Raw genomic sequence first — 19,132 nt, forward strand, 5'->3', positions numbered from 1 at the left:
CTCCATTTATCCAGTATTTATTGCTTTTATGAGTGATTTTTTCTACAATATCACTCTCTTGTGCGCCTATAGCTCAACAGGATAGAGCAGTTGCCTCCTAAGCGATCGATCGGGGTTCGAGTCCCTGTTGGCGCACCATATAAATATACTATACCGCCCTGTTTGCATAGCTTACAGGGTTTTTTATTGCCTATATTATCCTGCCTTGTACTTTAAATAACTATTGCATACTGTATAAATTACAGTATCACTGGGATTGACCCCGATAGGATACTGTAAAAATAGCAAAAATCGTTAAACCCCTAACAAACACGCAAGTTAGTCAATCAAAACCAAATGGTAAAATTCAAAACCTTACTGATGGTGGTGGCTTTACGCCTATACAGAAACTAAACCAGGCAGCTTAATTCTATTGATTAAGTGTCTTATGCTTGGGATGATTACCGAGCTACTCAATCAAAAATTTCGTTTTCAGGGCGGTGCCCATGTGGTGCCCAAACTATATTTGCCTTAGAACTCTAGACCTTTATAAAACCAAATATAATCTGTACTATCATGAAAAGCAGATATGATTTCAAAATAATAAAACCAAAAAACTGAGCCAACCTATGAATTTTATTGATGTAGAGCCAACATTAGAGAACTACTGGCGAGCCATTATTTTATTCGGTAAGAACACAGCGTCTTATAAATTTGCGCTTGCTAAAAGTTTAATCGATGTCAGTTTAGAAAGGAATTCTGATTTAATTTCACTCGAAGACTTAGCCTTGCCGTATGCTATGCATTTATGCGAGCATCTGAAACACAGTCCGAAACAGAACAATAGAGGCAGTACTGGAAATGGTCAGTTTATGAATGCTTGCTTAGCATTTAATGATGGTCAGACATTTTGACAAATCAGAGCTGTTAAAAACATTGTTGGACGTGACTTATCAGATTTATGATGAAGAAGGTTTTGATTATAAGCGTGAGAAGATATAAATCTATGCGTGAGCATTTACGAGTGCTAGATTGATAAACGAGTCATTATTATTAAGCCCAATAAAAGCTAAGGTATAGACTCGTCCCAATACGGTGGCGTGCCATAATATCCCTCCATAAAATCAATAAAGCACCTCACCTTGTGTGGCAGCAGTTTTCTATGGGCATAGACTGCATATAAGCCCAAAGCCTCAGGTTCAATTTCTGGCAACACTACTACTAGTTTGCCACTGCTAATTGCTTCACTGATAATAAAAGTCGGCTGTAATACCAGTCCTGCGCCTGCAATAGCCGCTTCCACCAATACATCACCATTATTACTACGAAACTCGCTACCTTGCTTGAGGTATTTTGCTTTTAATAATTGGTGAATATTATCCTTACTATCCATATTCATATAGCTGTAATGCAAATATCGATGATGCTCTAAGTCTTTAGGTTGAGTAGGCGTGCCATGCTTATTAAGGTACTCAGGCGCGGCGCATAAAACCACGCGAATGGGTGCGACCTTCTTAGCAATTAGTGATGAGTTTTTCAATTGTCCAATGCGCAAGGCTACATCGAAACCCTCTTCGACAATATCGACTTTACGATCAGTCAATTGTAGATCGACAGTGACCAATGGATAACGCATCTGAAAGTCAGTGATTAACTTGGCCATATGTTTTAAAGCAAAGGATACTGGTGCACTGATTCTTAAGACGCCTTTGGGATTCTGCTGTAAGCCACCTAATTGTGATTCCATGTCATCAATATTAAGTAAAATCTGCTGTGCATGTCCAAAGTAATGACTACCAGCTTCGGTAAGGCTGACTTTACGAGTGGTGCGATTAAGCAGGCGTATATTTAGCTGCTCCTCCAACTTAGAGACATACTTGCTCACCAACTGAGGTGATAGCTGTAAGGTATTTGCCGCATTGCTAAAGCTTCCTTCGGTCACCACTGCTACAAAGGCACGCATCGCATCGATTCTATCCATATTTCACCCTGTTTTTATTTGACCATCAAAATTAAACACCAAAACTAAATATCAAAGCTATTATCAATGATATGTTGTTAATTACTCAATATTGTCTATCTTACTCTTTTACTGTATTGATAGTAAAGTATGGTTATTCCAGGCATTAAATATCCTTCCTAAAATAAACCTAATGGAGTAATAACAATGAAAATGTCAATACTGAATAGAATTTTACTATCTAAAGCGGGAGCTGCCGCTTTAATCCTTCGTGTACCCGTAGGTTTGATTTTGGCAGCACATGGTGCTCAAAAACTATTTGGCTGGTTTGGCGGTAATGGCCTAGCAGGAACTGCGCAATGGCTGAGCAGTATAGGCGTAGAGCCTGGTTTCCTAATGGCAATATTGGCAGGGGGTGCTGAGTTCTTTGGTGGTCTTGCCTTAGTATTAGGATTACTGACACGACCAGCTGCATTAGTCGCTGCATTCACTATGCTCGTTGCTATTTTTTCTGTTCATATAAATAATGGGCTGTTTGTCGCTGATGGTGGCTATGAGTATGCCTTAGTATTGATGGTCGCTTTGATTGCTTTGGCAATACAAGGTGGCGGTTATCTCAGTATGGATAATGCTTTATCAGAAAAATTAGATAATGTTTAATAATCATCATTAATAAATCAACATTTACTCGCTAATAGTAAGTGTCCATCTGAATTAATGGTAATTGGACTAAAAGCCGGTAACCTATATAAGATAAGAAAGCGATATTCACTTGCTTGTGACTTTAATATGCTTCGATGCGGCTGATCATTCTTTAAAAGCATTGAATTCCAATGGAATTGTGCCTGTGCATCTTGGCAGTATTTAGTAAAAATAATGGAGTGAAGCTAATGAATAACGAGTCTATTTCAGCCACACAGCCAGTATTATTTATACCTCACGGTGCCGGTCCTTGTTTTTTTATGGATTGGCAGCCAGCTGATACTTGGGATCAAATGGCCGACTTTTTAAAAGGTATCTCAAGTCGCTTACCACAGTGCCCCAAAGCTGTTTTGATCGTCAGCGCACATTGGCAAACCCCCGAGTTTAGTATCACCACCAGCACCAAACCTGATCTGATTTATGATTATTATGGGTTCCCTGAACATACTTATCAGCTGCCTTATCCAGCAGCGGGCGCGCCAGTATTGGCTGAACGTATAGGTAAGTTGCTCACTGATGCAGGTTTAAACAATAAACAAGATGCTTTAAGAGGATTTGATCATGGAGTATTCATCCCGTTAAAACTTATGTTCCCTAATGCGGATATTCCAGTAGTGCAGTTATCGCTACGTCATGATCTCGACCCTGAAGCACATCTAATGGCAGGCAAGGCAATCGCATCATTACGCGATGAAGGTGTATTGATCGTAGGCAGTGGCATGAGTTTTCATAATATGCGCGGCTATGGCGATACCAACTTTACCGTGCCGTCAGAGATATTTGATGAATGGCTGACTAACACTGTCGAAGCAGATTCAGATGCGCGATTTGCTGCGCTTACTCATTGGTCGAAAGCCCCTCATGCATTGGATTCTCACTTGTTAGGCGCAGAAGAGCATTTGCTACCCTTAATGGTTGTCGCAGGCGCAGCAGGAACAGATCAAGGACAAAAGGTCTATTCTCAGCAAGTAATGAACACTCAGATATCAGCCTTTCAGTTTGGCTAAACGTTCTTATCAAGCTTAATTTGACAATAAAACGGGTAAGGGCAAATGAAGCCATTTTAAATTGGCTTTATTTTCTCTGTGTACTCAGTGCCTCGGTGGTGTAACCTAGTTCTTGTTTATTTCACATACACAAATTGATCATTAAAAATTCTGATAAACGGACAGCAATATTGTTTATCAGAATTAGTATAATGTTTGACTGAAACCTAATCTGCTCCAATAATTGCCTAAAGCCGCTCTTAATCTATCTTCAACATCGATTTCGCCACAGCTTCGGCCACTTTAATGCCATCAATCCCTGCTGATAATATTCCACCTGCGTAGCCAGCGCCTTCGCCTGCAGGGAATAAGCCTTTGGTGTTAATGCTTTGGAATTCTTTATTGCGTTTAATACTTATTGGTGACGATGTTCTGGTTTCTACGCCAGTTAGTAAACCGTCGTCAGATGAAAATCCTTGGATTTTTTTATTAAACGCTGGAATGGCTTCACGTATGGCATCCACGGCAAAATCAGGTAGGGCTTTGCTTAAGTCGGTTAAGGTAATGCCCGGTGTGTAAGACGGGTTAACATCACCTAATTCTGAATTTGGTTTACCTTTTAAGAAATCACCAATGGTTTGCGCTGGTGCATTGTAGTCTTTGCCGCCTAATTCAAACGCTAAGGTTTCTAGTTGTCTTTGTAAGTCGATACCAGCAAGAGGGTGGTTTGGGTAATCTCGCTCTGGGTCGATGCCTACAACAATAGCACTGTTGGCGTTACGTTCGTTTCTTGAATATTGGCTCATGCCGTTAGTTACAACACGGCCTTCCTCTGATGTTGCGGCAACAACGGTTCCGCCTGGACACATGCAGAAGCTATAAACAGAACGACCATTTTTACAATGATGAACCAGTTTGTAATCCGCAGCGCCAAGTATTTCGTTTCCAGCATTGTCACCAAAGCGTGCTTGGTCTATGGTTGACTGTTTATGTTCAATCCTAAAGCCAATTGAGAAAGGTTTTGCTTCAATATACACGCCTTTATCATGGATCATTTCAAAAGTGTCTCGGGCGCTATGACCAACAGCAAAAACAACATGGTTAGTTTTTAAGGTTTCGCCACTATTAAGTGTCACGCCAGTTACTTTTGAGTCAGTTATATGTAAGTCATCTACGCGAGTAGCAAAACGGACTTCACCACCGAGTTCTATGATCTCGGCACGCATTTTTTCTACCATACTGACTAACTTATAAGTACCTATGTGCGGTTTACTAACAAATAAAATTTCATCTGGTGCGCCTGCTTTAACAAATTCTGTCATTACTTTACGGCCATAATGATTTGGATCTTTCACTTGGCTATATAATTTACCGTCGGAAAAGGTACCGGCTCCACCTTCACCGAATTGTACGTTTGATTCAGTGTTTAATTTACGCTGACGCCAAAAGCCAAAGGTGTCTTTGGTGCGTTGTCTTACTTCATTACCGCGTTCAATAATGATAGGTTTAAAACCCATCTGGGCAAGAGTAAGTCCAGCCATTAATCCACAAGGACCAAAACCAATAACAACAGGGCGCTCAGTTAAATCTTTTGGCGCTTGGCCAACATAGCTATAACTTGTATCTGGTGTTGCTTTAACATGGTTGTCTGACTCAAATTGAACCAGTAAATCATTGGTTAAATCCGAGTCGGTAAGTGTGATGTCTAGCGTATAAATTAATTGGATATTTCTTTTATTACGAGCATCATAACCACGTTTAAACATCACAAATGAAGCCATTTGCTCAGCAGAAATTTTAAGTTTTGTCGTTATAGCAGTCGTTAGATCTTCAGGTGCATGATTTAATGGCAATTTAATTTCAGTTAAACGTATCATTGGTTACTCATAAACTAGTGTAGAAAACATTCGCGCATTTTACTGGTACTGATACAAATAAGCGAATAAATATTTTACTTACGCAGGGTAAATTTACGGATTTGTATTGTAGTTTGAAAATAACCCCTGCCGTCAAATCCGTACAGTCAAACTTGGGAAATTTTAGTTACGCAGCCTGACGGTAAAAGTCAGACCACACCTGTCTTGGCGATCTATAGCCCAAACCCTTTTGAATTCTCGTTTCACTGCGAGCATAGCTCTTGCCTTGCGTCGCTGCAAAGCAGTGCTTCGCTAATCGCTCCTCATATAGTACAGCTCGATATACCCAATGATATCGTTGATCGCTGTAAACCTTGTTTTATAGTTCTGGTGATACACAAGCTCATTCTTCCTTGCGGAGCAGTGCTCCTCACCCCAGAAGCTTTCTATGGGTGCGTTGTCAAAGCAGTTGCCTTTGCCACTCATTGAGCCTCTAAAATGATGCTGCTTGATGATTTTGTGATACGCGTGGCTACAATACTGGGCTATGCTGAAGAAACCATATTGTCCTAACGCTATGGCCTCTCTTGAAGAAATCAAGTATTTTTCTGATAATCATACTTTTATCAGGTGCCACAGTCTCAGATTTTTGGCGTACAACATTATCAACAATAGAATATTTTCAACAGCATAAAGAGATAAAATCTTGAGTGCAAAGTCATCGCTAGCCGCTGATGTTATAGCCTACCAAACATTTATTATCTTTAAAATTACTTATATTATCTTTAAAATTACTTAGGCAACTTTCTTAATATCGGGGTTTGATACTGCTCAGGCGTAATAGCATTGGCATTTACGCCCATACAAATGCTGATAATACTAACCGTTAAAAGGCTTAAAATGTAACCAGCTATATCTGTTCTCAAAACACTTGCATATATAGGTTCACCATTTTTATGGTGAAAGAACTTTGTATAGAACAATTATTGATTACAAATATTTTTTGCTAATCATTTATTTTAGAAAAATAAGCATTCATATTTGAATGACTAAATGTTAAAATAACGGTTTAACACTCTTATATGACTGATTAAATTATGAATATAAGGTTTGATTTTTATACGCCAAGTGAGATTGCCAAGATTTTAGGTGAACGCTTAAAAACGCAGCGATTGGCATTAAACTTAACACAAGCCGCCTTAGCAGAGAAGGCAGGTATTGGCGTCAGCACCGTAGCTCGCATTGAATCAGGTCAAGGCGGTACATTAGATAATATAATCAGGCTCGCTATGGCGCTTGGTATGGTCCATCACTTTGCTGAATTGTTTGATATGGTACCTACCAACATAGAAGATGTTATCGCTAAGAAAAATCCACGCTTGCGTGCCTCAAATAAAAGCTGACATAAGGTAGCCACTTCAGTGTATCAACCGATATCAATTGTCAATATTTACTACCAAGGATTCGGGGACAAACGTCTTATCGGTAAATTAACGATGGATGGACGACGCCCTACCTTTGGCTATGATGCAGCGTGGCTGGCTGATGGACTGGAGCTGTCACCAATTGAGATGCCATTACGATCAGCGCCCTATTATGGCAGTCATGCGTCAAGTCATTATCTATGCGGCCTTTTGTCTGATAGCTTGCCTGATGGTTGGGGCATGCTACTCATGGATAGGTTCTTTCGAAGAACAATCTCTAATACTGCGCCAGTCAATATTTTAGATCGCTTAGCTTATATTGGGGACTCTGCGATGGGGGCGCTTAGTTTCGAGCCTCAGCATGACTTATCTGCTAATGTAATTGACATGAGTGAGCTGACTTTAGCCAAGCTTGCGGCGGCCAATCAAACCATTTTATCAGGTCAAGACAGTGACATATTAGCCGAGCTTATCGTTATTGGCGGCTCCCCCCAAGGCGCTAGACCAAAAGCGCTGGTGTTATACGATGAATCAAGTGACTTTATTACCACTGATACAGCAAGTAAGAACCCATCTGCAACGTCTTGGCTTATCAAGTTCCCTGCTCAATCTGAGCATAAAAGCGTTTGTTTATTAGAAGCGCTTTATGCTGATATGGCAAAAAAAGCAGGTCTCAATATGCCTATGCATCACTATTTCGATATCGATAGCGAATATGCAGCGTTTGGGGTTGAGCGCTTTGACCGCATGGGCAATCAGCGCGTTCATATTCATACGCTAGCAGGCTTATTGGATATTGACTTTCGGATTCCTTCTTTAGATTATTTGCAGTACCTACGTTGCGTGCGTATGTTGACCCAATCACAGCTTGCTGTAGAATCCGCTTTTAAACATGCGGTATTTAATGTCATTTTTAACAATAAAGACGACCATAGCAAGAACTTCTCTTTTATGATGAACGAGGCTGGCAGTTGGTCGTTATCGCCAGTTTATGATCTTGCTTATAACTCAGGTATGAATGGTTACCATCAAATGGATGTGGCGGGTGAAGCGCGGTACCCTACCCTCTCTCATTTACTAAAACTGGCTAAACTTGCTGATATTAAACAAAACAAGGCACAAGCTATTATTGATCAGGTAGCATCAGTTGCTGAGGATTTTTTGACTGTTATTAACGACCATGACATCGAGAAAGAATTATCAAATCGGGTCATTCAGGATATAAAAGCCAATATAAATCGGATGGTAAGTTGAGAGTGTCATACAAGTTGTTAAATTTGTTATTAAAAATAAAAATATAATAAACCCAACCCTTGATAGTTAAGGTTTTCGTATCATTCATCGATGCGTGGTGGGTGTAGTGGTCAATTAATTTAGGACTGACCCCTGCTGTCAAAGCCATATACCCAAATTTGGGGGCTTTTGATTAGCAGGATTTTTATCGGACCGGCACTTACTATTTATAAGTAAACGCCGATATATAGTCGGTGAAAAGTAATATCGATACAACACGCACTACTGCTGCAAATTTTTCTTGCTTGCTGTGCCTACGCAGACAGAGGCTGCAAAAAATTTACACCAGCAATACTGTAGCGACTTTAAAGTATTTCAACTATAGTAATGGATACACTCATTCTCCCCTTTCCTAAAGTGATTAGAGGAAGTCAATGTATTTAGATCATAATTTAGATACCTGAATATGCCACGCGAACCATTAACCAGTATTGCGTAGACCTGCTGCTAAGGCATTAATACTACGGATTAATGGATCCTCAACGTCAAGGTCACCGTGGTTGGCATCGCCTGACGCCTCTTTTTGTCTGGCACGCTTTAACAGCTCTATTTGGATATAGTTGGTCGGATCCAAATACGCGTTCCGCCATTCAAGGGAAGCCGAAAGATTTTGTTGACTAGACAACAAGGATTGTTGATTAAGCAAGGAGTTTAAGCCTGAATAGGTCAACTCGTGCTCATCCGTTACCGCTGTCATAATCTGTTCACGTAACATCTCATCGTCACATAATTGGCTATAGGCATGAGCAATACTCATATCAGACTTGGTAAAAGCCATCTCAATATTGCTAATAAACACGTTAAAAAACGGCCAGCAGTCGTTCATCTCCTTCATCAATGCTTCATCTTCTTTTACGCTATCTAAAGCACTGCCGACACCATACCAAGCGGGCAGTGTAAAGCGTGCTAGTGACCAACCAAATACCCAAGGAATCGCTCGCAAAGTCGTTTTACTTGGTAAACCTTTATTACGATGCGCGGGGCGTGAGCCGATATTTAATAAAGAGATTTCTGCCACTGGCGTTGCTTGTGAGTAGAACTCATAAAACCCTTCGGTATGATCAGTAAGCTTGCGATAACGCTGCTCACCTACATCTGCTAAGCGCGCAAAGAGTGCTTCATATTGTGGCAGCTCAGGCGGTTGCACCACGAATCTTGAAGAGCAGGCTTTAAGCGTGCCAGTAATGCCCATGGTTAGCTCAAATACCGCCGTATCAGTGTTGGCATATTTAGCATAGAGGACTTCGCCTTGTTCGGTCACTTTGATTTGTCCATGCAGTGTGCCGGCGGGCTGAGCAGCAATCGCTTTATGCGTTGACCCACCACCACGACTGACAGAGCCACCTCGACCATGGAATAAGCGGGTTTTGATACCGTATTCTTCAGCGATACGGTTAATGGTTTGCTGCGCGCTATAAAGCTGCCATGCAGAAGTAATGATGCCACCATCTTTTGATGAATCTGAATAGCCTAGCATGATTTCTTGGGTGTTATCTGAGTGCTGCAACAACCCTCGATAAAGCGGATTATCTAAAACAGCAGGTAGAATTTTATCGATATTTTTAAGATCTTCGATCGTCTCAAACAAGGGTGCTACTGGCAAGTCAGCAGAGAGCTGTCCCTTATCATCGACTCTGCATAAGCCTGCAAAACGCATTAGTAGCAACACTTCTAACAACTGACTGGCGTTATTGGTCATTGAAATCACATAACTGCCAAAAGTATCTTGCCCAACCAATTTACGTAAGGTGGCCACTGAGTTCATCAAGGCTAATTGTTCACGGGTTTTATCTGTCAAATTATCAGTGTAAATGAGCGGTGTACCTGGTTTTTCAAGCAAGCGCGTCAGCCATTGTTGTCGCTCGGTTTCATTGAGGGTTTGATAGTCTGGCAAATTAGCGGCATTGGCAAAAATATCAGCAATCACCCCACTATGATAAGAGGATTCTTGGCGAATATCGAGCGCTGCCAAATGAAAGCCACAGGTTTTTACCAAGCGAATTACATCGAGTAATAAGCCTTCGCCATGTGCTGTGTCATGAGTATTTACACTTTGACGGATGATGCGTAAGTCTTCTAATAGCTCTTGTGGATTGGCGTAAGCATCTTTTTTAGCTTCACTATCACTGCCTTTACTTTGAATAAGATAGTTAGTGGCTTTGACCTTACTAAGGATTAAGGAGAGTAATCTGCGATAAGGCTCATTACCGTAATCATCAAGATTATAATCAAAGACTCGTCTGTCGAGCTCAATGTAACTTTCAATCTTGGCATACACATCAGGCTCGATAGTAACAATTGTATCGCTATGAATGAGCTGGCGACGTAGTTTCTTCAGCAGCACTTGATAGTGACGCAATACGGCATCTGCATGCATCAATACGGCCATTTCTGTGGTGTCATGAGTGACAAATGGATTGCCATCTCTGTCGCCACCGATCCAAGAGCCAAAACTCATGAACGCAGGTAAGGGATAGTCTATTAGCTCTGGGTAAATCTCAACAATAGCGTCTTTAATATTACGATAAACCTTGGGAATGGCGTTGAATAAACTGGCATTAAAATAGTGTAAGCCATTATTTATCTCGTCATAGACTAAAGGCTTACGCGTACGCACTTCATCAGACGACCATAATAAGTCAATTGTTTGCGCTGTTTGTTCTTTCGCTTGCTCGTAGGCAAAACTGTTTTTAGCAAAGTTGTTTAAGGCATCACTATGCGTAAATAGACTTTGTAATAGATTCATGGTTGTACGGCGACGCGCTTCTGTAGGGTGTGCCGTAAAGACTGGGATAAATTTTAGTTGCTCAATGAGCTCTTGCATTTGTGCCGGCTCAATATTGCGCTCACGACATTCCAGTAAGGTGCGACGAAATGAGCCTTCCCAGCTGTGCTCTGATTGCATACGTAGTGTATGACGTTGCTCACGCAGGTAATTCTCTTCACTCAAATTTGCTAAGAAAAAATAGATAGAAAAGCTGCGGATGACGTTTTTTAAGGCTTGATTGTCTAAAGAAGCAATGAAGTCGATGAGCTGCTGCTTATGAGCTTCATTAGGCTCACGGCGTTGTTGGATAAAACCTTTGCGCAGGATTTCAATAGTATGCAGCGTTTGTTCGCCTGTTTGGCGAGAAATAGCGTCGCCTAGAAATGATCCTAATAAACTGATGCGCTCACGTAATATGTGGTTATTTATTGTCATCCTTGATCTCCTTATTCAATGACTGGGTCAAATAGTCGTGCTGTCTTAAGTATAGTTTTTATAAAGTTTGGCTATTATGCATTAACTAGACTCATTCTTAGTGAAGTAGAGTATTAATAAAATAGAGTGACTATCAAATGCAGTTGAAATACTCTGTATATATGCCTTTTATTTAATAATATATACCAACGTTCTTTCACAGCTCCTCAAAACCAATATTCCGTACCAGCTCAAACAGCTTCAAGCCATTGTACGTGAAATCTTACCTACCTTAAAAAAACCTTACAAAATGTTATTCTCGGTAGAGTAGAGCTTGATAGTATCATTTACTGCAATGGTTAGCCTGGCTATAACGATTTATGTATTACTTATTTAAAAAACTAATGATTAACTGAGTAAACTCTTTTGCTTTTTCAACCTGTACCCAATGACGATATTCACCAAATAAATATAATCACGACTTTGGAGTTACCTATATAGTCGGTGAAAAGTAATATCGATACAACACGTACTACTGGTGCAAATTTATTATGCCCCTACAGTATGCGAACGGCTCGTTCTTTTATCTCGGGAGTGTAGTTTCGTATTCTCTCAGAATGTTGAGTCTCCAACAATACCGGGGCGGTTCAATTATCACCTATAGGTAAAAATTTCTTCCGTCATAACACCCCGACTCCACTCAACAATAACTGTCCACCAGCGAACAATAGTAATATGCCAAAGGCACGTTTGAGCATCAAGGCGGGCAGTTGGTGCGCAAGCTTAGCGCCCACTTTTGCTGTTATAAAGCTGGCAGCCGAAATAAACAAGAATCCAGTGATATGAACAAAACCTATCGTACCATCCGGTAGATTCATCATGTCCTTACCAAACCATGCAAAGCCTACTGCTCCCGCTAAAGCAATCGGTAGACCACAAGCCGCTGCTGTGCCTATTGACTGTTTCATCGATAGTCCCACCCAGTTCAAAAATGGGACAGTCAAACTACCACCGCCAATACCAAAAATAGACGAAGCCAAACCAATGCTGGCACCGGCACCAAACTGAATACCAATGGGTGGTAACGGTTTGCTAGGCTGTTCTTTATTAGAAAAGAACAGCATCCTAAAGGAAATCAATAATGCACCCACACCGATGATGGCTTGCAAGACATCACCATCAATGGCATCAGCGACACCAGCACCTATGAGACTACCGATGACCAAGCCTAATGCCATATTACGCCAGATATCCCAGCGCACACCGCCACGCTTATTATGGGCGGTTAAAGAGCTGATTGAAGTCACAATAATAGTGGCAAGAGAGGTACCAATCGCTAAATGAGTGACCACTTCAGGTGAGAAATGGTAAGCAGTAAAGATCCATACCAAGACCGGCACAATGATCATACCACCGCCCACGCCAAATAAACCCGCGCAAACTCCGGCGAATGCCCCTGCAATAACAAACCACACGTATAGCATCATTCAACTTACCTTTTTATGCTTACTTTTATTTATTTTTTAATATCCACTCAAGTAAGCCATCTGCATGACGAAAATCATCCCAACTTCTGCAAGGCACATGGGGTAGCAAGTTATTTATCATTTTAGATAAGGCATTGCCTGGACCTATTTCAATAATCATGCTGGGTTGATACTCTTCAATGTTTTCCATACAAAAGTACCAGTCTAAAGGATGATCAATTTGACTCGAAAGAATATTTAAGCCTTGATTGGTATCGTTATACTTCATTCCATTAGTCGCACTAATAATAGGAATTTGCATCGCCGGTAACGTTATTGAATCGATATATTCACAGAATTTTTCTGCCGCCTTTTGCATCATTTTAGTATGTGAGGGGACGGTCACTTTGAGCAGTTGAGTATTTCGCGCTCCTAGTGATTGTGCCAATGTATCAGCTTGACTTAAGTTGTCCCTATGTCCCCCTATAATAAATTGATCTTCATTAATTTTGATAGATAAATGAGTATCAGTTTTTAAAAGTAGGTTTTCGAGTTCACTATTATGCAATCCTTGTATGGCCAATAACCCACTAGATTCTGATACTCCCTCTTCCATAAATTTAGCTCTATGGTTAATTAGTGTTAATCCCACCTCAAAATCTAGTTGACTGCTACAGCAAAAAGCATTGATCTCCCCCAAAGAATAGCCAGCAAAAGCGCTTGGCTTTTCAAGCAATTGACGAAGTTGTTGCCACCGATAATACTGCAAAGTGTAAATAAAAGGTTGGGCGAATCTATTATCGAACAACGTCTCGTTATCAAAAATATTATCAGAATCGTTCGCAAACAGCTCCGGTATCACGGTGTGCAGTAGTGACTGGTCATTTTCGTTGGTGACCTTTAGCACTTCATCTATGTGTCGTTGACTTTGCAAACCTTGCCCACTAAACAGGATTATTAAATTCATTTTCAACCTTATAAAAGAAAATCGTAACCGCCAGCAAGTCCGCACTACCACCAGGGCTGAGATTACAGTGAATGAAATATTGATTAACCGTACTTACAGCCTGACGCCAATTTGATTGATAAACGCCCCCCGCCTGTAAAAACTGTTTTGCCATCATTTGAGCATTCATTAAATCTTTTATACCGCCACGCCAAACAAGATTGGTGTCCGATAATGCAGATATTAAAATCATTAAAGTTTGCATGGCTGCTTTTTCGAAATCTTGGGTACGATAAAAAGTATCGTAAAAACAAGGCAAGGCTGTGTTCTGAATGATTTGAAAACCATTAGAAACCATCTCAATTGCACCCGTTACCCCATACTTTTTATACATTTGCTGCCCATGACTGTCTGCTTTGCGTTCTAGGTGATGCGTTAAGTCATACTGCCAGCTATTGACAATTTGGGCACAAATATTTTGGGTGGTTAATGACTGATTCTGTTGTAAGCATTTACCGATTGCGGCACTTGCAAACCCTAAATTAAATATAGCTCCTTTATGGGTATTAACATTATTGGTGGCTTGGCGCATTTTTATTTCTTGGTAAATACCTTTGTTTTTTAGATCAACGAACGCTCTATTTTCATAGCCGAATTCGCTTAGCGTGGCAAAATACCCTCTTAAAGATGTGATACTCGCTATAAAAGTATCATGATTCATATCCGAATGGCTGCCGTTGCTTGATGGACAAACCAATCCCGGTTTGTTTTCAAGGTTCAACTCATCATATAAAGCATCAAGCGCAAAATCATCGATTTGCTGCCAGATTGCTTGTTTAGAGGATAAGGTTTCGTTGGTGGGCTCTGATAAAATATTCACACTCATAGGTATTCCATCCTAGTAATACATCTATTGTTTGCAGCTCAACCTCATAAATCGTTTTGACTAATACGGTCGGTATATCAGATATTAAGGCATGTATAAGCTCATTAAACGACACATCATTATGGCTATTTAATCTGACTTCCCCATCAATTCTTAAATCGACTTTAGACCTAACAAACTGCTTAAAAATCTCGATCTCTACTAATATTCTTGCCAACATATCCATATTATTGACTATTATTAGAATGTCTAAATCTGAAGTAGGATTTACAAAAGGCAAGTTGGTAAAATACTGATTGGCAAATGAGCCGTAGACATAGATATCAGCGCCTAAATTACGACATTGATCGATAAAGCAACGAGTCTCTTGTTGAATATCATTCGGTAAACTTGGTATTAAATTCTCAAGTGCTAAAGGTAAAGTGGTAACCTTTGGGGGATTTGACAGCTGTAATGCCAATCTATATTTACAGTTATTCTCGATATGACTCGTAGCAACCTTAGACAGGTACTGAGTACTTTGTCGACATACTGTGAAGGGTTGTTCTGCCATAATCATGTTATCTACAGCTTGAATGACAGCTAAAGGCAGAGAAGCATTTAACATCGTAAATGCCTCTTCAGGTTGTAAGTAGACTAAATCATGACGATGCATGCAAACCACCTATCTGTCTCTATCCATAAAAGATCTAGCTATATTAACCCCACTCTCAACTATCATAATTTTTGGCGTAGGCTGTGGCTTTAGCCCAGCGTTTTTGGCAAATTGTTACGATTGACTGGGCTAAAAGCGCCAGCCTACGATAGCCCATATTAAGTTAAGAGTCGCGTTATATTAATAAAAATATGGCTTTAAGCGCTTAAAACAGCCTCTACAACCTCATTACAGAGCAAACGACCGTCTCTTTCTTTCGCGACATGGCGACGCTTGTCTATCAGAAAATCATCAAGATGGCTTTGTTGTGATTCAATTGCATTTGCTACCAGATGTTCATCAAGCTGTACCCATATGTCATCAACCGCACCCATCTTATAAAAATTCTCGACACCGGGGGCAAAAATCGCTGACGTCTGTGATAAAGATTGCAACTTCTCTAGCGGTATCTTAGTGACCCTTGACATGGCATTTAAATCCATAACCTTGACTTGGCTGGATTGGAGCGCAAATATCTGATTAGCCATAAGGCCATAAGATAAAAATCCGCCGCTCACCGCTTCACCTAAGATAATGGCCAAATTAGGGTGCTCGTTACGTCTTAGCAAGTCGACACAAGCGGCCAAATGAGCAAAGGTCCTATTCAAACATAATAATTCATCAGCTCGAGACGAATCCTGTCCTTGAGTATCAACTATAAAAACAATCGGCGTTTTCTTACCTTCAGCGATAACCTTTAACACTTCATTAGCAAGGGTCATGGCAATGGCATGATTAATAGCAGCGGAATCGACCGTACCTATAATTTCGACCTTACCTACTTTCGTTTCTGCACTGCCTCTTATGACCCAGTTATCAATGTGATACTCAAGTTGGTTGGGAAATAATTCTGCTAAAACGGTTTGTGTTTGCATGATATTATCCTTTTTTAATCGCTTTCACCTGTTCGGCGCTAAGCATAGAAATAGAGTCAGGATTGTTTATGTTCATGGATTGCCAAATCGATAAACTGTCTTTTTTGCCAAACCATTGATCGTATTGTTGTTGCAAGCCGTCTTGCTGTTGTTGTAAATAACTCAAGTCTACATTAGCGACTGGTAGCTGCAGTGCAGCGATGATTTCTTGAGTAATATCATCAATATCGTCTTCAACTAAAACTTGAACATGACCAAGTAAATAGCGAGTTTTACCACCTGTCACTCGCCAAACCAATGCTCTATCTTTGGAATCAAACTCTTCCACGCCTTTGAGTGTTTCAATAACTTCAGGACCTGAAAGCGCCAAACGACCTTCTTCTGTCATAATAATATGCGTGCTCAAGCAAGCACTGATACCCATACCACCAAATGCCCCATTTGTACCACCAATAACGGTAATAATAGGTATACCTGCATTACGTACCTTTAGCATTGCCCGCATAATTTCAGAAATAGCGATTAAACCGGCATTAGCTTCATGCAAACGTACGCCACCTGAATCAACAAAAAACACAATGGCTTTCGGTTTCTCTTCAATAGCTTTGAGTAACATGCCAACGATTTTTGCGCCATGCATTTCACCTACGGCGCCGCCCATAAACTGGCCTTCTTGAGCAATAATATAGACAAAATTATCTTTAATCGTTGCCTTACCAATAATCACTCCATCATCAAAACTGCCTGTAATGTCTAATGAGGCAAGGTTCGGGCTAGTGGGCATACTGCCTGGTTTAAGAATTTCCACAAAGCTATTTTTATCCACAATACTGGCTATTCGATTGCGAGCAGTCTTTTCGTAAAAACTATTTTGAATATATGATTTATTCATGTGCTTCACCCTCTAAAATGTTGATAGCTTGGCTTAGGCGCAAACTCACTACGGCAGGTGTGGCTCCCATATCATTAATCTCGAACTGCAAACCGCCTACTGCATAACGATTAACAAATTCTTGTATAACTGCTTCCCAAATGTGATCAAAACCTGTCACTGACGTATTGATAATAAATTCGCTATGTTCGTTATCGGTTATAGAAGATACTAATATCTCTAGATTTCCCGAACCGACTACTCCACAAATGACTTCTTTCATCGTCACATCGACCGGCTGTGAAGTAAATTTAAAATTAAGTATGTTCATGGTTATATCCTTAGCAGTGTTTTACCAGTTTCTGAAGCGACTTGGGGGAGCATAAGTGCCATTTGACCATTTAACTAAGTCTTTAACAGACTTTGCCGCCAATAAGTCTCTATTGGCTTTTGAGATATCAATGCCAAGATCTTCTGGCCGCTGGATAATCTTGCGCGCTCTGAGCTCTTCAACCTTCTCATGATCTCGCTGCATACCAATAGAGGTATAGCCTGCCACACCACGAATAGCTTGCTCCCTTTCTTCTGGAGTGCGGCACAATAATAAATTGGCGATACCCTCTTCGGTGACAATGTGTGTCACATCGTCGCCATATATCATAATAGGCGGAAAGTCACTGCCCATTTTTTCTTGTAACTGCCACGCATCAAGCTCTTCAACAAAGACTGAGTTCATATTTTCGCGAAAGGTTTCTACCAACTGTACTACTAACTTACGACCTTTAATGACTCGCCCATCTGTCGCTTCTTGGCCTGCTTTCAAATAGCCATAACTAGAATGTCGACGTCCATGGGGATCTGAACCCATATTTGGTGCACCACCAAACCCTGCAATACGGTCTACTGTTGCTGTTGAGCTGTTACCTTGTAAGTCAATTTGTAAGGTTGAGCCAATAAATAAATCACAAGCGTATAATCCTGCTGTTTGACTAAAGGCCCGATTGGAGCGCATATTGCCATCACTGCCCGTAAAAAATATATCAGGGCGCTCTTGAATATAGTCATCCATACCCACTTCTGAACCAAAGCTATGGATGCTTTCGACAAACCCACTTTCGATAGCCGGAATCATAGTGGGATGAGGATTAAGAGCCCAGTTCGTACATATTTTACCTTTCAGGTTTAATTCTTCTCCATAAGTCGGTAATAACAGCTCAATTGCGGCAGTGTTAAAACCGATACCGTGATTCAGGCGCTTGATCTGATAGGGAGCATAAATGCCTTTAATGACCATCATAGCCATTAATATTTGTACGTCAGTAATCTGGGCGGGATCGCGCGTAAATAGGGGCTCAATATAATTGGGCTTAGGCGCAACAATAAAAAAATCCACCCAATCTGCAGGGATATCAACTCGGGGAACGTTATCTACTAACTCATTCACTTGCGCGATGACAATACCGCTTTTAAAGGCCGTCGCTTCTACAATAGCTGGCGTATCTTCTGTATTTGGTCCTGTATATAGATTGCCGTTAGCATCTGCAGAATGGGCGGTGATCAAGCAGACATTCGGCGTTAAATCAATAAAATATCTACCATATAACTCTAGATAAGTATGAATTGAGCCAATATGAATTTTTTGTTGTTGAACCAGATTGGCTAATCGTAATGCTTGAGGACCAGAAAATGAGAAATCCACTTTACTGGCAATACCTTTTTCAAATATATCGATATGACTTGGCAGCGCTAATACCGATTGTAAAATATGCAAATCATTCAATACTTTTGGATTACACTGTGAGAGACATTCAGATAAAAAATCGGCTTGTTTTTGATTATTACCTTCTATGCAGACTTTATCCTCACGGATAATTACGGTTTCAAGTAATTCAATCGCTCTATCATTTGGGACTAATTTATTTAACCCTTTGTCTTTTGCAGCATTCAATTTGGTAAGCCGTCTGGTTTTTTGCGTATCCCATACTTTTTCATTCATATTCGCTTTCATAAGAC

At 40.5% G+C, this 19,132-nt stretch carries 16 protein-coding genes, 1 tRNA gene and 1 pseudogene; 6 read left to right on the top strand and 12 right to left on the bottom strand.

Annotated features, from left to right (window positions below):
- Window positions 1-62 precede the first annotated feature (62 nt).
- Together PSYC_RS05880 and PSYC_RS05885 are read left to right on the top strand one after the other, a co-directional pair.
- Window positions 63-138 (top strand) — tRNA-Arg (locus tag PSYC_RS05880).
- Between the two features lie 470 nt (window positions 139-608).
- Entirely contained in the window at window positions 609-893 is a 285-nt protein-coding gene (locus PSYC_RS05885) for a hypothetical protein (protein WP_011280404.1), read from the top strand.
- A gap of 155 nt (window positions 894-1,048) precedes the next feature.
- Here the strand turns inward: PSYC_RS05885 and PSYC_RS05890 are convergent, their stop codons facing one another.
- Window positions 1,049-1,960: a LysR family transcriptional regulator gene (locus PSYC_RS05890; RefSeq protein ID WP_011280405.1), complete on the bottom strand. Its 912-nt coding sequence runs from the start codon at window positions 1,958-1,960 to the stop codon at window positions 1,049-1,051.
- A 186-nt stretch (window positions 1,961-2,146) separates the two neighbouring features.
- Here PSYC_RS05890 and PSYC_RS05895 point away from each other — a divergent pair, with 186 nt between their 5' ends.
- Window positions 2,147-2,599 carry a DoxX family protein gene (locus PSYC_RS05895; protein ID WP_011280406.1) on the top strand — a complete coding sequence of 151 codons (453 nt, stop codon included), beginning with the start codon at window positions 2,147-2,149 and terminating at the stop codon, window positions 2,597-2,599.
- Between the two features lie 230 nt (window positions 2,600-2,829).
- Window positions 2,830-3,648 (top strand): DODA-type extradiol aromatic ring-opening family dioxygenase, encoded by an 819-nt coding sequence (locus tag PSYC_RS05900; protein ID WP_011280407.1) that lies wholly within the window; start codon window positions 2,830-2,832, stop codon window positions 3,646-3,648.
- A 239-nt stretch (window positions 3,649-3,887) separates the two neighbouring features.
- Here PSYC_RS05900 and PSYC_RS05905 read toward each other — a convergent pair whose 3' ends face one another.
- On the bottom strand, window positions 3,888-5,504 hold the full coding sequence (locus PSYC_RS05905; RefSeq protein ID WP_011280408.1) for an NAD(P)/FAD-dependent oxidoreductase: 1,617 nt from the start codon (window positions 5,502-5,504) through the stop codon (window positions 3,888-3,890).
- Between the two features lie 166 nt (window positions 5,505-5,670).
- Window positions 5,671-6,029 (bottom strand): annotated as a pseudogene (locus PSYC_RS11565) (hypothetical protein); the annotation flags it as partial.
- A gap of 551 nt (window positions 6,030-6,580) precedes the next feature.
- Here PSYC_RS11565 and PSYC_RS05910 point away from each other — a divergent pair.
- Together PSYC_RS05910 and PSYC_RS05915 are read left to right on the top strand one after the other, a co-directional pair.
- Complete coding sequence (locus PSYC_RS05910; RefSeq protein ID WP_011280409.1) at window positions 6,581-6,886, top strand: helix-turn-helix domain-containing protein; 306 nt, start codon at window positions 6,581-6,583, stop codon at window positions 6,884-6,886.
- Window positions 6,887-6,904: 18 nt separating this feature from the next.
- Window positions 6,905-8,161, top strand: coding sequence for a type II toxin-antitoxin system HipA family toxin (locus PSYC_RS05915; RefSeq protein WP_011280410.1), 1,257 nt, complete (start codon window positions 6,905-6,907; stop codon window positions 8,159-8,161).
- 460 nt (window positions 8,162-8,621) lie between these two features.
- Here PSYC_RS05915 and ppc read toward each other — a convergent pair whose 3' ends face one another.
- The 9 genes from ppc to mdcA all read right to left on the bottom strand — a co-directional run bounded on the left by ppc (window position 8,622) and on the right by mdcA (window position 19,127).
- The gene (ppc, locus tag PSYC_RS05920; RefSeq protein WP_011280411.1) at window positions 8,622-11,402 is read right to left on the bottom strand and encodes a phosphoenolpyruvate carboxylase; all 2,781 of its coding nucleotides are present in this window, start codon (window positions 11,400-11,402) and stop codon (window positions 8,622-8,624) included.
- A gap of 659 nt (window positions 11,403-12,061) precedes the next feature.
- A complete protein-coding gene (locus PSYC_RS05925) occupies window positions 12,062-12,865 on the bottom strand; it encodes a sulfite exporter TauE/SafE family protein (protein ID WP_041758013.1) in 804 nt (267 codons plus the stop codon).
- 28 nt (window positions 12,866-12,893) lie between these two features.
- Entirely contained in the window at window positions 12,894-13,814 is a 921-nt protein-coding gene (gene mdcH / locus PSYC_RS05930; RefSeq protein WP_011280413.1) for a malonate decarboxylase subunit epsilon, read from the bottom strand.
- On the bottom strand, window positions 13,792-14,679 hold the full coding sequence (gene mdcB, locus PSYC_RS05935) for a triphosphoribosyl-dephospho-CoA synthase MdcB (RefSeq protein WP_011280414.1): 888 nt from the start codon (window positions 14,677-14,679) through the stop codon (window positions 13,792-13,794). Before mdcB ends, mdcH begins: the two co-directional genes overlap by 23 nt.
- Window positions 14,630-15,334: a malonate decarboxylase holo-[acyl-carrier-protein] synthase gene (mdcG, locus tag PSYC_RS05940; RefSeq protein ID WP_011280415.1), complete on the bottom strand. Its 705-nt coding sequence runs from the start codon at window positions 15,332-15,334 to the stop codon at window positions 14,630-14,632. The genes mdcB and mdcG overlap by 50 nt, the downstream gene beginning before the upstream one ends.
- 197 nt (window positions 15,335-15,531) lie before the next feature.
- Window positions 15,532-16,248, bottom strand: a complete 717-nt coding sequence (mdcE, locus tag PSYC_RS05945; protein WP_011280416.1) for a biotin-independent malonate decarboxylase subunit gamma — start codon at window positions 16,246-16,248, stop codon at window positions 15,532-15,534.
- A 4-nt stretch (window positions 16,249-16,252) separates the two neighbouring features.
- Window positions 16,253-17,140, bottom strand: a complete 888-nt coding sequence (locus tag PSYC_RS05950) for a biotin-independent malonate decarboxylase subunit beta (protein ID WP_011280417.1) — start codon at window positions 17,138-17,140, stop codon at window positions 16,253-16,255.
- Window positions 17,133-17,450: a malonate decarboxylase acyl carrier protein gene (mdcC, locus tag PSYC_RS05955; RefSeq protein WP_011280418.1), complete on the bottom strand. Its 318-nt coding sequence runs from the start codon at window positions 17,448-17,450 to the stop codon at window positions 17,133-17,135. The genes PSYC_RS05950 and mdcC overlap by 8 nt, the downstream gene beginning before the upstream one ends.
- Before the next feature lie 21 nt (window positions 17,451-17,471).
- Entirely contained in the window at window positions 17,472-19,127 is a 1,656-nt protein-coding gene (mdcA, locus tag PSYC_RS05960) for a malonate decarboxylase subunit alpha (protein WP_011280419.1), read from the bottom strand.
- Window positions 19,128-19,132: the final 5 nt, after the last annotated feature.

The sequence above is a fragment of the Psychrobacter arcticus 273-4 genome, from assembly GCF_000012305.1.
GTDB classification, from domain to species: domain Bacteria; phylum Pseudomonadota; class Gammaproteobacteria; order Pseudomonadales; family Moraxellaceae; genus Psychrobacter; species Psychrobacter arcticus.